Below are 13,901 nucleotides of genomic sequence, written 5' to 3' on the forward strand. Positions count from 1 at the left end.
CATGAACAGCAACGTCGTCACCGAACAGCTCACGGCCGCCGGACGCGCGATCGAGCACGACTCCTTCGCGATCATCGACGCGGAAGTCGGCCGCCACGACTATCGGCCGGAACAATGGCCGGTCGTGCGCCGCATGATCCATGCGAACGCGGACTTCGAATTCAACGGCCTGACCGATTTCCACGCCGAAGCGGTGGCGGCGGGGCTGGCGGCGATCCTCGCCGGTGGCACGCGCATCGTCGCCGACGTCGAGATGATCTGCGTCGGCCTGTCGGCCTCGCGCCTCACGCACTTCGGCATGAGCACGCACCAGTTCATCTCGGACGCGGACGTGATAGCCCAGGCGAAGGCCGAGGAAACCACGCGCGCCGTGCAGGCGATGCGCAAGGCGCACCGCCTGGGCCTCCTCGACGGCGCGATCGTCGGCATCGGCAACGCGCCGACGGCGCTGATCGAGGTCGTGCGCCTGATCCGCGAGGAAGGCGCGCGACCGGGGCTGGTGATCGGCATGCCGGTCGGCTTCGTGTCGGCGGCCGAGTCGAAGGACCTGATGGCGGAAGTCGATGAGGTGCCCTGGATCGTGATCCGCGGCCGCAAGGGCGGCTCGACGCTGGTCGTCGCGGCGATTCATGCGTTGCTCGGGCTGGCCGAGGCGCGCCAGCGCGAACAGCAGGCGCCGGCGGCGTAAGCAGGGACGAACCATGGCAGCGGGCCACGCCTTGCCGGAGAAGGTGCGCAAGGGCGACGCGAAGCGCGAGCGCGGCAATCGCACGGGCTTTACGACCGGTGCGAACTCGGCCGCCGCGGCGACCGCGGCCACACTCGGCCTCGTGCACGGCGAGGTTCCGGCCGAGATCGAGTGCGTGCTGCCGAACACGATGCATATCTTCTTTCGCGTCACCGACGGGCGCGTCGACGGCGACTGCGCCCACGCCGTGAGCATCAAGGACGCGGGCGACGACCCGGACGCGACCGACAAGGCGCATCTGACCGCCGACGTGCGTCGCATCCCGGACGGCGGCGGCGAGGTGATCCTGAAAGGCGGTCCCGGCGTCGGCGTCGTCACGAAGCCCGGCCTCGGGTTGGAGATCGGCGGCCCGGCGATCAACCCGGTGCCGCGTCGGAACATCTGCGAGAACGTCGCGCGCGCCGGCGCTGCGATCCTCGCCGCGGGCGACAGTCTGGAGGTGACGATCTCGGTGCCGGGCGGCGAGGAGATGGCGAAGAAGACGCTCAACGCGCGCCTGGGCATCCTCGGTGGCATCTCCATCCTCGGCACGACCGGCATCGTGCGCCCGTACTCGACCGCGGCCTTCCGCGCGAGCGTGATCCAGGCGGTCGACGTCGCCGCCAACCAGGGCCAGACGACGGTGGTGTTCACGACCGGCGGGCGCACCGAGAAGTGCGCGATGCGCGAGTTCCCCGAACTCGACGAGGCCTGCTTCGTGCAGATGGGCGACTTCGTCAAGGCGGCGTTCTCGACCGCGGTGAAGCACGGGATGCAGCGCGTCATCGTCGGCGCGATGGTCGGCAAGCTCACGAAGATCGCGCAGGGCCTGTCGGTGACACACGCGTGGCGCGAGGAGATCGACCGCCAGCTGATCGCCGACGCCGCAACCGAAGTCGGCGCACCGCCCGAGGTCGTCGAGCAGATCCGCGCCGCCGAGACCGCGCGCTTCGCCGCCGAAAGCCTCGCCGAACTGGGCCTCACCGTGCCCTTCCACCGCGCGCTCGCGCTGCGCGCGATCCGCTCCCTGCGCGACCGCTATCCCGGCCCGCACCGCCTCACCGTGCTCGCGTGCAATTTCGAAGGCGTGCCCATTGTCACCGTGGAGGAATCCGAATGTCTGACCTGCGCTGCCTGATCCTGGGCATCCTCGACGACGGCTGGGAGGGGCTCTCGGCCGCCGGCCGTGCGCGCCTCGGCGCGAGCCGCATCGTGATCGGCGCGCGCCGCACGCTGGATCTCGTCGCGCCACATCTGGGCGGTGACATCGAGCTGCGCGACATGGACGGCGCGCTGGGCAAGACACCCGAATGGGTGCGCGCTGCGCTCGCCGACCGACTGCCGGTGACCGTGCTCGCGACCGGCGACCCGCTGTGCCACGGGATCGCACGTTTCCTCGTCGACAAGCTCGGGGCGGGAAAGATCGAGGTGCTACCGGCACCGTCGACGATCGCGCTCGCCTGCGCGCGGCTCAACAAGACTTGGCAAGACGCCGCGATCCGCTCCTGCCACGGTGCGGATGCGGGCGAATGGGCCGTTGGCGCGACGCCCGGGCATGGGCTGTATCCCATCGTGCGTGCGGTCGCCGAACACGCGCGCGTCGTTAGCTTCACGAGCCCCGCGAACAGTCCGGACCGCGTCGCGCGGGCGCTCCTCGCCGCGGGCTATGGCGACGATTTGCGCATTTCGGTCGCGGCACGGCTGTGCCTTCCGGACGAGGAAATCTTCGCCGACCTGACGCTCGCCGCGGCTGCGGAGTGCCGCTTCCCCGACCCGAACATCGTTGTCATCGACCGCGTTAAACCGCCCGCAACTCGTGCAGTGTGCGGCTTCGAGGATGCGGATTTCGTGCAGCGCCAGCCGGAAAAAGGGCTGATCACCAAGCTCGAAGCGCGCGCCGTGTCGCTCGCGAAGCTCGGATTGCGCAGCGACAGCCTGGTGTGGGACATCGGCGCCGGATCGGGCTCGGTCGGACTGGAGGCCTCGCGCGTCGCCCGCCTGGGCCACGTCTGGGCGATCGAGAAGAACGGCGCCGACGCCGCCAACGCGCGCGAGAACGCCCGCCGCCTGCAGGCGACGAACTACACGCTGGTCGAGGGCAAGGCGCCGGACGGGCTCGACGCGTGGCCGGATCCGGATGCGGTCTTCATCGGCGGCTCGGGCGGAGAGCTCGCGCAGCTGATCGCGCTGTGCCTTGAGCGCCTGAAGCCCGCCGGGCGGCTGGTGATGAACTTCGTCACGATCGAGAACCTCGCGACCGCGACCGCCGCGCTCGCCGGCGCAGGCGCCGCATGGGAAGTGACGATGCTGTCGGCCGCGCGCAGCCAGCCGATCCTCGACATGCACCGGCTGGCCGCGCAGAACCCGGTGTGGATCGTGAGCGCGCAAAGGAAAACTTCATGAAGCGCCCGGCTCGGGAGAACCGAGTACAGCCCGTGGGAGCGGCTTCAGCCGCGAATAAGCCACTGCGCACGCGATACCGCCGATTCGCGGCTGAAGCCGCTCCCACATGACCGCCTCCCCCATGACCGTCTCCCACGTAGCCAGCACCCACAGGGACGACCAGCGCAAGAACGCACCGACAACGACGACAAAATGAATGACGCCCTCCCCCCGCCCCGCTACGGCCGCCTGATCGGCGTCTCCCTCGGACCCGGTGATCCCGACCTGATCACGCGCCGCGGGTGGACCGCGCTGCAGTCGGACGCACGCTGGACCTACCCCGTGAAGAAGGCCGAGGAACGTTCCTACGCGCTCGACATCGTCGTGCGTGGCGGCCTCGAAGTGCCGGGCGACGCCGTCGAACTGGTGTTCCCGATGACGCGGGACGCTGTCGCGCTCGCGAAGGCCTGGGCACGCGCCGCCGCCCGCACGGCCGAGCTCCTCGCCGAAGGGCGCGACGTCGCCTTCCTGGTCGAGGGCGACGCCTCGACCTACTCGACTTTCCGCCACCTCGCGCGCGCGGTGCGCGAGCTCGCCCCGGAAGTCGAGGTCGAAACCATCCCCGGAGTCAGCTCCTTCGCTGCCGCCGCGGCCTGCGCGGACCTCGCGCTCGCCGAGGAAGACGAGACCGTCGCGGTGATCCCGGCCGCCTACGGCGTGTCGGTGATCGACCACCTGCTCGACGAGTTCGACACGCTGGTGCTGATGAAGGTGAAGCCGCTGCTCGACGAGGTGCTGGATCTGCTCGAAGCGCGCGATCTCCTCGCGACGAGCTGCTTCGTCGAGAAGGTTGGCTCGCCCGAGGAGCGCGTCGTCAAGGACGTCGCGAGTCTGCGCGGCGAGAAGGTCAATTACCTGTCGCTGCTGCTGGTGCAGAATCCCAAGCGCGCGCGCGGCGAACTGCGTCGCGGGTGCCGCAAGCGCGCAGCCGCAACCGAGATCGGAACGGTCGCGACGACGGCGAAGGAAGCCGCATGAGCGTCCACCTCCCCTTCCCCAACGAACGCGTCGCGGTCGTCTCGATCACGAAACACGGCATCGCGCTCGCCGGCAAGGTCGTCGCGGCGATCCCCGGCGCCCGCCTCTTCGCGCCCGAGAAGTTCCGCGCCGAAGCCGAAGCCGCCGCGCCGGGCGCCGCGGCCTGCTACACGGGCAAGACCGGCGACCAGATCCCGGCGCTCTTCGCGGGCTTCGACGGCATCGTCGCGATCGTCTCGCTCGGCGCCGTCGTGCGCCTGATCGCGCCGCACCTCAAGGCCAAGGAACAGGATCCCGGCATCGTCGTGCTCGACGAAGGCGGCCGCTACGCGATCCCGATGCTCTCCGGCCACCTTGGCGGGGCGAACGCGCTGGCGGGCGTGCTGGCCGCGGCGCTAGGCGCGCAGCCGGTGCTGACCACGGCGTCGGATGCGCGCGAGACGCTCGCCGTCGATCTGCTCGGCCGCGAACTGGGCTGGAGCTTCGATGCGAGTCACGACGAGATCGTGCGCGCGAGCGCCGCGGTCGTGAACGACGAGCCGGTCGCGCTCGTGCAGGAAGCGGGCAGCCACGACTGGTGGGTGCGCCACGCCAACGGCCGCAGCGGCCCGCTGCCGGCAAACCTGAAGCGCTTCGAGCGCCTCGAGGACGTCGATCCGGAACAATTCGGCGCGGTACTGTGGATCAGCCGGCGCGAATTGCCCGCCGGCTGGGCCGAACGCCTCGCCGGCCGTCGCGTGATCTACCGCCCGCCGCAGGAGGCCGCGTGAGCCCCTCACGCAATCCTGTCGCCCTCGGCCTCGGCTGCGACCGCGGCACGCTCATGGACACGATCGCACGCGCGATCGACGAGGCGCTCGCGCAGGCGAGTGCCAGCCTCGCCGATGTGCGCGCCGTGGCAAGCATAGACCTCAAGGCCGACGAGGCCGGCTTGCTCGCACTCGCCACGCACCACGGCTGGGACATCGTCTTCCATCCGGCGGCCGCCCTTGCCGCAGTCGAAGTGCCGAACCCGTCGGAAACCGTACGCCGCCATACGGGCACGCCGTCCGTGTCGGAGGCCGCCGCGCTGCTCGCCGCCGGCACCGACCTCACGCACCTGATCGTCGAGAAACACAAGCTGCGCGGCCCCGACGGCCGCAACGCCACGGTATCGGTCGCCCGCATGCCGGCATCGAGCTGACTTTCAAACGCTGTCCCACACCCATCGAAGAAGGAGAACCACCATGCAACAGCAAGCCACCCTGCACATCGCCCGTCCCAGGAGCGCCCTGCTGGCGATCGCGATGCCCGTCGTCACCGCCGCGCTGCTCGGCGCCGTGATCGTCTATGGCGTGGGCTTCAGCCCGATTGCCGCGGCCCACAACGCCGCGCACGACGCCCGCCACGTCAACGTCTTCCCCTGCCACTGAACGCGGAGTCCGGCATGCTGTTCCGTCGTATCGTCCTGTGCGCGCTGCTGGTCGGTGCTCTCGCCGGCCTGCTCGTGAGTGCCGTGCAGCACTGGCAGGCCATCCCGCTCATCGCTGCCGCCGAGGTGTTCGAAGCTTCGGTGGAATCGGCCGATCCGGCCGCGGCGCTCGCCACCTCCGCACATGATCACGATCACGACCATGCCGGCGGCGATGCACACGCGCACGACGCCGAGACATGGGCGCCGGACGAGGGCACGGAACGGCATGTCTGGACTGCGGTGGCGAACATCCTGACCGCAATCGGCTTCGGCCTGGTACTGGTCGCTGCGATCACGACCTGGGAACACCTGCGCGGCCGTCCGCTCGCGTCCGCCGGCACCGGCCTCGCGTGGGGCGCCGCCGGCTGGATCTGCGTGTTCGGCCTGCCGACGCTGGGCCTGCCGCCCGAGCTTCCCGGCAGCGTCGCCGCGCCGCTCGGCGATCGCCAGGTGTGGTGGCTGCTTGCCGCTGCAAGCGGGGCGGCCGGGCTCGCCCTGCTCGCCTTCATCCGCGGCCCGCTGCGCCTCGCGGGCCTCGCCGTGCTCGTGCTGCCCTTCGCCGTCGGTGCACCGCACCTCGCCGGGGGGCCGTTCGCCGCCTACGACATTGGGATCGCGCGACAAATGGAAGCGCTCGCCGGTCCCTTCACGCTCGCGACGACGATCGCCACCGCGGTGCAGTGGCTCGCGCTCGGCTGCCTGTCGGGGTGGGCCGTTGGGCGGTGGGTGCGGCCCGCGCTCGCCGAGGCGGCTTCTGGCTTGTAGGGCGGGAGAAGCCGAAGGCGTATCCCGCCATCGGCCGTGGGCAAGGTCCCGACCGCCGGAATGGCGGGATACGCTGCGCACCTCCCGCCCTACGCTCCGTGCCTTCGACGCGCGTAACTGAACACCGGACGCCCGCGTCCTCAACATAGAGAGAACCCATGACCACCGGAAAAATCATGCTCGTCGGGCTCGGCCCCGGCAGCGTCGAGCACATGAGCGGCCGCGCGCGCGCCGCGATCGCCGAGGCCGACACCGTCATCGGCTACGTCACCTACATCCGCCTCGTCGCCGACCTCGTCGAAGGCAAGGAGGTCGTCAAGAAGTCGATGACCGAGGAGCTCGACCGCGCGATCGAGGCGCTCGACCGCGCCCGGCAAGGCAAGAAGGTCGCGCTGATCTCGTCGGGAGATGCGGGCGTGTACGGCATGGCCGGCCCGACCTTCGAGGTGTTGTTCCAGGCCGGCTGGACCCCAGACTCGGATATCGAAGTGGAGATCGTCCCCGGCGCCTCGGCGCTCAACACCTGCGCGGCCCTCGTCGGCGCGCCGCTGACGCATGATTTCTGCGCGATCTCGCTGTCCGACCTGCTGACGCCCTGGCCGGTGATCGCGCGCCGCCTGCATGCCGCCGCCGCCGCCGATTTCGTCGTCGCGCTGTACAACCCCAAGAGCGGGCGGCGTTCGCGCCAGATCGTCGAGGCGCAGCGCCTCTTCCTCGCGCACCGTCGCCCCGACACGCCGGTCGCAATCGTGAAGTCCGCCTACCGGCCCAAGCAGCGCATCGAGTTCACCACCCTCGACAAGATGACCGAGTGCGAGATCGGCATGCTGAGCACGGTCCTGATCGGCAACTCCAACACCTTCATCCGCGACGGACTGATGGTCACGCCGCGCGGCTATGCAAACAAATACGACGTCGAATCGGGCGCTGCACGCGACGGCGAGAAGGCGGGGCGCTCGTTGTCGACCGGCCTCGACGGCTGGCTCGAAGCGCTCCGCACGAGCGGCGAAACGGTCGAGGAGCTCGCCTGCCGCCACCGCCTGCCGGCGGACTACATCGCCGCGGCGCTCGCCGACACCAGCGACGACGAAGCCGCGGACGCGGACGAGGCGCTCGCATGAGCGCAGCGCCGGATTCGCCCGCAGCCCGGGCGGACGCCCCACCGGCCCCGCCCGCGAAGCCGAAACTCGGCAGCTATCGGCGCCACCTGCTGGTGTGCACCGGTCCGCGCTGCACGGCCAACGGTGAATCCCGGGCGCTCTTCGACAGCCTCGGCGAGACCTTCAAGGCGGCCGGTCTCGACCACGGCGAGCTACGCGTCAAGCGTACCCGCGTGTCCTGCTTCGCCGCCTGCAAGGGCGGCCCCATCGTGTGCGTACAACCCGACGGCGTGTGGTACTACAATGCCATTCGGGAGAACATGCAGCGCATCGTCGAGCAGCACCTCGTTGGCGGGCAAGCGGTCGAGGAACTGGTGTTCCACCGCGGCCCCTCCAGCCCCTGCTGAGCGCCGGCTCCGTCGATAGGCGGAGCCAATCGAATCTCCCATACGCATCCGTACGTTTTCCATACGCTTCAGTATGGACGCGACTATAATCGCGCCCGAATCGATACATAACAGTCGAAGCAAGGGAGAGGAAGGACATGAGCGTACACACCCAGTATCAGCAGAAAAGGATGAGCCCCGCGGACGCAGCTGGACTCGTGCGATCGGGCGACACCGTCGTCGTGCCCACCGGCGTGGGCGAGCCGCCGGCGCTGCTCGAAGCGCTCTCGGAGCGCCGCCGCAGCCTCGAGAACGTCGTCGTCAGCCAGATCCTGCCGCTGCGCAAGTACGGCTACTTCGATCCCGAGACGGTCGCGAATGTGCGCCACAGCGCCTACTTTTTCGGCGGCGCGTCGCGCCCTGGCGGCCAGGCCGGCTGGGTGGACTTCATGCCCAACTACTTCTCCGAGATCCCGCAGCTCATCGACCGCGGCCTGACGCCGGCCGACGTCGTCTTCTCGATGGCCTCGCCGATGGACGAGCACGGCTTCTTCGCGCTCTCGCTCGGCCCCGACTACACGATGGCCGCGGTGAAGAAGGCGCGCGCGGTGGTTCTCGAAGTGAATCCGAACGTGCCCTTCGCCTACGGCGACTGCCACGTGCACATCTCGCGGGTCGCCGCGCTCGTGGAAAGCGACGCCCCGCTCCTCGAAGTCGGCCTGCCCAAGATCGGCCCCGTGCAGGAAGCGATCGGCAAGTACGTCGCCGACCTGATCGACGACGGTGCGACGCTGCAGATCGGCTACGGCGGCATCCCCGACGCGGTCGTGATGCAGTTGAAGCACAAGCACGACCTCGGCATCCACACCGAGATGATCGGCGACGGCATCCTGTCGCTGATCGAATCGGGCGCCGTCACGAACCGCAAGAAGACGCTCAAGCCGGGCAAGATGCTCGCGACCTTCGCGCTCGGCTCGAACAAGCTCTACCAGTACATGCACCGCAACCCGACGCTGGAGATGCATCCGGTCGACGTCACCAACGACCCGTACTACGCCGCGCAGAACGACAATCTCGTCGCGATCAACGCGACGATGCAGATCGATTTCCTCGGCCAGTGCGGCTCCGAGAGCCTCGGCCCCTCGCCCTACTCCGGCACCGGCGGCCAGGTCGATTTCGTGCGCGCGGCGAACCGTTCCCGCGGCGGCAAGGCCTTCATCGTGCTGCCCTCGACGGCCAAGGAAGACACCATCTCGCGCATCGTGCCGACGCTCACCCCTGGCACGCATGTCACGACGAGCAAGAACGACATCAACTACGTCGTCACCGAATACGGCGTCGCGCAACTGCGCGGCAAGACCGCCAAGCAGCGCTGCGAGGCGCTGATCGGCATCGCCCACCCGGACTTCCGCGGCGAGCTGCGCGAGGCGGCGAAGCGCATGAACCTGCTGTAAATCACACCTCCACCCGTTCCGACGGGCGGGCGGGTTCGACTGCCGGGCTGTCGTGAGCGCCGGCGTGTTCGGGTCTGCGGGGGAAACAAGGCGACGCATGTCTGAGGCCGCGCAGCGGCCGAGTTTGCGTCGCCGCCCCCGCAGACCCGAACACGCCGGGAAGCCGAAGGCCGCGAGCGTCTGCCCGGCAGGCGAATCCGCCCGCCCGTCCCCCGCACACGTCCCGATGCCGCAAAATATCGCCCTGACAAGAAAACAGGACGACCTCGCCCCATGCACCCCCACCGCTACCTCGACGACTTCGCCCCCGGCGAGCGCTTCACCACCGCCGGCATCACCCTCACCGAAGGCCAGATCATCGACTTCGCGATGGTGTACGACCCCCAACCCTTCCACCTCGACACCAACGCCGCCGCCCGCTCCCCCTACGGCGGCCTCATCGCCAGCGGCTTCCAGACCGTCGCGCTGACCTTCCGCCTCTTCATCCAGACCGGCATCATCGCGGACTCCAGCATCGGCTCTCCCGGCATCGACGAACTGCGCTGGCTCGCCCCGGTGCGCCCGGGCGACACCCTGCACGCCGAACTCGAAGTGCTCGAAGTCAAACCCTCGCGCTCCAAACCCGACCGCGGCATCGTCCGCATGCAGTACAAGACGATCAATCAGCACGGCGACACCGTCGCCTCCTACATCGGCATGCACCTGCTCAAGCGCGCCCCGACACTGACTGACTGAACCGCACCCGCGCCCGCATGCTGCGCCGGATCCGCCTGCTGATCGCAGCCCTGCTCGTCGCGACTGCCGCGCACGCCACAGACGGCCGCTTCGAGCAGGGCCTGCTGTGGGAGATCAGCCGTCCCGGCGTCGCGCCGAGCTACCTGTTCGGCACCATGCACGTCGCCGATCCGCGGGTGCTCGCACTGCCGTCGGCGGTCGAGGAGGCGTTCGCCGCGGCGCGCACCGTCGTGCTCGAAATCCGTCCCGACGACGCCGTCGCGCGCCGCTTCTCGGAGTCAGGCCGGCTCGGAAGAACCGAACGCCTGTCGCAACTCGTACCGCCTGCGACCTTCGAACGGCTCGTCGAACATCTCGCCGAGCATGACGTCGGCCGCGACGTCGCCGACCGCCTCAAACCCTGGGCGGCGCTCCTGATCAGCACCGAGCATCCGGACAAGGGCAGCGAAAGCCTCGACGTCACGCTGTACCGGCGCGCTCGCGCCGAACACAAGCGGATCGAGGAACTCGAGTCGGCCGACGAAAAGATCGCCGCCTTCGACTCGCTGCCGCGCGACACACAGGTGGCCTTGCTGCAACGCGCCCTCGACCATCATCTCGCCCAAGGCAAAGCGACGGAGGAGGCCATCGGCGTCTACCTGCGCGGCGACCTCGCCGCCCTCGAGGCACTCGCGTGGCGCAACGGCGGCGCGGTGCGCGGCCACCCCAGCCACTATGCGCTCTTCGAAAAGAGGGTCGTACGCGACCGCAGCGTCGCGATGGCCCGGCGCCTGCAGCCGCACCTGCAGTGCGGCGCGGCCTTCGCCGCGGTCGGCGCATTGCACCTGCACGGCGAATTCGGCATGCTGAAGCTGCTGCAGGACGAGGGCTGGCAGATCCGCCCCGTGCGCTGACCCTGCCGCACCAGCCCGCATGACCATGCAACGCCGCATCGCCCACCTCGACATGGACGCCTTCTTCGCGTCCGTCGAACTCCTGCGCTACCCGCAACTCGCCGGCCTCCCGGTCGTCGTCGGCGGACGGCGCGGCACGCTCGCGGGCGACCGGCCCGAAGACTTCCCCCGGCTGCGCGACTACGTCGGCCGCGGCGTCGCCACCACTGCCACCTACCCCGCCCGCGCGCTCGGCGTGCATTCCGGCATCGGTCTGATGAAGGCCGCGGCGCTCGCCCCCGACGCCATCCTGCTGCCCGCGAACTTCGACGACTACATCCGCTACTCGCGCCTCTTCAAGGCCGCGGTGGCCGAGATCGCGCCGCTGATCGAGGACCGCGGCATCGACGAGATCTACATCGACCTGACCGACGTCCCGGGCGAGACGTTCGAACTCGCGCAGCGCATCAAGGATGCCGTGCGCGCGGCGACCGGGCTGTCCTGCTCCATCGGCGTCACGCCCAACAAGCTGCTGTCGAAGATCGCCTCCGACCTCGACAAACCCGACGGCCTCACCGTACTCGACTACGCGGACATCCCCACGCGCATCTGGCCACTCGCCGCGCGCAAGATCAACGGCATCGGCCCGCGCGCCGGGGAAAAGCTCGACGCGATGGGCATCCACACCATCGGCGAACTCGCTGCCGCCGCACCGGAAAGCCTGATCGAGGAATTCGGCCAGCACTACGGCCACTGGCTCACGGAAGTCGCGCACGGCCGCGACCAGCGTCCCGTCGTGACGGAACGCGAAACGAAGTCGGTCAGCCGCGAGACCACCTTCGAGCGCGACCTCGACGCGCGCGCCGACCGCGACATGCTGACCGACATCCTCGTGAAGCTGTGCGAGCGCGTCGCCGGCGACCTGCAGCGCAAGGGCTACGTCGGGCGCACGATAGGCCTCAAGCTGCGCTACGACGACTTCCGCACCGTGACGCGCGACATGACGATCGACCAGGCGACCGACGACGCGGCCACCATCCTCGCCACGGTGCGCAGCTGCCTCAAGCGTGTGCCGCTCGACCGCCGCCTGCGCCTGCTGGGCGTGCGCGTCGGCACGCTGCTACCGCCCGGCGAGGCCGGCCCCCGCCCGCCTCAGCCGGGCGAGAACCTGCGCCTGTTCGACTGATTACATCCGCTCGCCGCGCAGCGCGCGCAGATGCCAGCCGAACACCTCCTCCAGCAGGTGCGGCGTCTGCTTGCCGGGCGAGAACTCCAGCGCGCGCTTGTAGTAGTCCGCCAGCGCCGGACGGAAATTCGGATGCGCGCAGTTCTCGATGATCGCCTTGGCGCGCTGCTTGGGCGACAGCCCGCGCAGGTCGGCGAGCCCCTGCTCGGTGACCAGCACCTGCACGTCGTGCTCGGTGTGGTCCACATGCGAGGCCATCGGCACGATGCACGAGATCGCCCCACCCTTCGCCTGCGAGGGCGTCATGAAGATCGACAGGTAGGCGTTGCGCGCGAAGTCGCCCGAACCGCCGATGCCGTTCATGATTTTCGAACCCATCACGTGCGTCGAATTGACGTTGCCGTAGATGTCGGCCTCGATCATGCCATTCATCGCGATCACGCCCAGGCGGCGGATCACTTCCGGATGGTTGCTGATCTCCTGCGGGCGCAAGATGATGCGCTCGCGGTAGCGCGCCAGATCGGCGTTCAGTTCCGCCAGAGCCCCGTTGCTCAGCGAAAACGCCGTCGCCGATGCGCTCGCGAGCTTGCCGGATTTCAGCATCTCCAGCATCCCGTCCTGCAGCACCTCGGTGTAGGCCGTCAGGTTCTCGAACGGCCCCTCGTTGAGGCCCGCCATCACCGCATTGGCGATGTTGCCCACGCCCGACTGCAGCGGCAGCAGCTCGCGCGGCAGGCGGCCCTTCTTCACCTCGTACTGCAGGAATTCCAGGATGTGGCCGGCGATCCTCTTCGAACTCTCGTCCGGCGGGGAAAAAGCCGAATTGCGGTCCGGCGCGTGCGTCTCGACGACCGCGATGACCTTCTCCGGATCGCAGCGCAGGTAGGGCTCGCCGATGCGGTCGGAACTGCGCACGAGCGGGATCGGCTGTCGGTTCGGCGGCAGCTGCGTGCCATACCAGATGTCGTGCATACCTTCGAGCTGGGCGCTCTGCCACGAGTTGACCTCGAGGATCACCTTGTCGGCCTGATCCAGCCAGGTCTTGTTGTTGCCGATCGACGACGAGGGGATCAGCCGCCCGTCCTCGAGGATGCCCGCAACCTCGACCACCGCGACGTCGAGCTTGCCGAGGAAGCCGAACCACACGAACTGCGCGACGTGCGACAGGTGGATGTCGATGTACTCCATCTCGCCGGCGTTGATGCGCTTGCGGCAGGTCGGATCCGACTGGTAGGGCAGGCGCATCTCGATACCATCGACCATCGCCAGCGCGCCATCGAGCTCCGGCGCCGTCGAGGCGCCCGTCCACACGCCGATCTTGAAGCGCTTGCCGTTCAGGTTCGCGTCCATGATGTGCTTCGCCAGCGCGGACGGAACCGCTTTCGGGTAGCCCGAACCGGTGAATCCGCTCATGCCGACGTTCATGCCGGACTGGATCAGGCTCGCCGCCTCGGTGGCGGACATGACCTTGCTGCGCAGCGCCGCACAATGGATGCGGTTTTCTTTACTCATGTGATTCACGACTCCACAAAACGGGACGCCGGCATTCCGGCGCAAACGAGCGCCCGGCGGAGGAGTCCGCAAACCTGCCTGCATGGAATCCGGAGCCGGAACGACATGGCCAAGGCGCGGCACAGGGACAGGCCGCGCAGGCAATGCGCGCCACCGGTCACCCGATGGCGCGCACTCCGATCGATCGAAGATTCCCGGCGGCGGAGGAGGGAGGGAGGCCGCCGGACACCACGAAGGATGTGGAACGTAGTCTAGGCAGCGGCTGGCCCGGCGACAAACGACGGTTTATGA

At 69.1% G+C, this 13,901-nt stretch carries 15 protein-coding genes; 14 read left to right on the plus strand and 1 reads right to left on the minus strand.

Features of this window, described 5'->3' with window-relative positions:
- Nucleotide 1: 1 nt before the first annotated feature.
- The 14 genes from GO615_RS06890 (at nt 2) to dinB (ending at nt 12,098) form a co-directional block, all read left to right on the plus strand.
- The gene (locus tag GO615_RS06890) at nt 2–688 is read left to right on the plus strand and encodes a precorrin-8X methylmutase (RefSeq protein WP_169126317.1); all 687 of its coding nucleotides are present in this window, start codon (nt 2–4) and stop codon (nt 686–688) included.
- A 13-nt stretch (nt 689–701) separates the two neighbouring features.
- Nucleotides 702–1,865, plus strand: coding sequence for a cobalt-precorrin-5B (C(1))-methyltransferase (locus tag GO615_RS06895; protein WP_169126319.1), 1,164 nt, complete (start codon nt 702–704; stop codon nt 1,863–1,865).
- On the plus strand, nt 1,844–3,130 hold the full coding sequence (gene cbiE / locus GO615_RS06900) for a precorrin-6y C5,15-methyltransferase (decarboxylating) subunit CbiE (protein WP_169126321.1): 1,287 nt from the start codon (nt 1,844–1,846) through the stop codon (nt 3,128–3,130). Before GO615_RS06895 ends, cbiE begins: the two co-directional genes overlap by 22 nt.
- Nucleotides 3,131–3,322: 192 nt before the next feature.
- Nucleotides 3,323–4,147, plus strand: a complete 825-nt coding sequence (gene cobI, locus GO615_RS06905) for a precorrin-2 C(20)-methyltransferase (protein ID WP_169126323.1) — start codon at nt 3,323–3,325, stop codon at nt 4,145–4,147.
- Nucleotides 4,144–4,917: a cobalamin biosynthesis central domain-containing protein gene (locus GO615_RS06910; protein WP_169126325.1), complete on the plus strand. Its 774-nt coding sequence runs from the start codon at nt 4,144–4,146 to the stop codon at nt 4,915–4,917. Before cobI ends, GO615_RS06910 begins: the two co-directional genes overlap by 4 nt.
- Before the next feature lie 53 nt (nt 4,918–4,970).
- Entirely contained in the window at nt 4,971–5,330 is a 360-nt protein-coding gene (locus GO615_RS06915) for a cobalamin biosynthesis protein (RefSeq protein WP_169126426.1), read from the plus strand.
- A gap of 43 nt (nt 5,331–5,373) precedes the next feature.
- Nucleotides 5,374–5,559, plus strand: a complete 186-nt coding sequence (locus GO615_RS06920) for a CbtB domain-containing protein (RefSeq protein WP_169126328.1) — start codon at nt 5,374–5,376, stop codon at nt 5,557–5,559.
- A gap of 14 nt (nt 5,560–5,573) precedes the next feature.
- A complete protein-coding gene (locus GO615_RS06925; protein WP_169126330.1) occupies nt 5,574–6,365 on the plus strand; it encodes a CbtA family protein in 792 nt (263 codons plus the stop codon).
- A gap of 158 nt (nt 6,366–6,523) precedes the next feature.
- Entirely contained in the window at nt 6,524–7,486 is a 963-nt protein-coding gene (gene cobJ, locus GO615_RS06930) for a precorrin-3B C(17)-methyltransferase (RefSeq protein ID WP_169126332.1), read from the plus strand.
- Nucleotides 7,483–7,872, plus strand: a complete 390-nt coding sequence (locus GO615_RS06935) for a (2Fe-2S) ferredoxin domain-containing protein (protein ID WP_169126334.1) — start codon at nt 7,483–7,485, stop codon at nt 7,870–7,872. Before cobJ ends, GO615_RS06935 begins: the two co-directional genes overlap by 4 nt.
- 137 nt (nt 7,873–8,009) lie before the next feature.
- A complete protein-coding gene (locus tag GO615_RS06940) occupies nt 8,010–9,305 on the plus strand; it encodes an acetyl-CoA hydrolase/transferase family protein (RefSeq protein WP_169126336.1) in 1,296 nt (431 codons plus the stop codon).
- Nucleotides 9,306–9,578: 273 nt separating this feature from the next.
- A complete protein-coding gene (locus GO615_RS06945) occupies nt 9,579–10,040 on the plus strand; it encodes a MaoC family dehydratase (RefSeq protein WP_169126338.1) in 462 nt (153 codons plus the stop codon).
- A 17-nt stretch (nt 10,041–10,057) separates the two neighbouring features.
- Entirely contained in the window at nt 10,058–10,933 is an 876-nt protein-coding gene (locus tag GO615_RS06950) for a TraB/GumN family protein (protein ID WP_169126340.1), read from the plus strand.
- Nucleotides 10,934–10,952: 19 nt separating this feature from the next.
- Nucleotides 10,953–12,098, plus strand: coding sequence for a DNA polymerase IV (dinB, locus tag GO615_RS06955; RefSeq protein ID WP_246262184.1), 1,146 nt, complete (start codon nt 10,953–10,955; stop codon nt 12,096–12,098).
- On the opposite strand, the gene scpC is transcribed toward dinB, so the two are convergent.
- Nucleotides 12,099–13,610, minus strand: coding sequence for a succinyl-CoA:acetate CoA-transferase ScpC (gene scpC, locus GO615_RS06960; protein WP_169126342.1), 1,512 nt, complete (start codon nt 13,608–13,610; stop codon nt 12,099–12,101).
- Nucleotides 13,611–13,901: the final 291 nt, after the last annotated feature.

The sequence above is a fragment of the Aromatoleum evansii genome (assembly GCF_012910805.1).
GTDB classification, from domain to species: domain Bacteria; phylum Pseudomonadota; class Gammaproteobacteria; order Burkholderiales; family Rhodocyclaceae; genus Aromatoleum; species Aromatoleum evansii.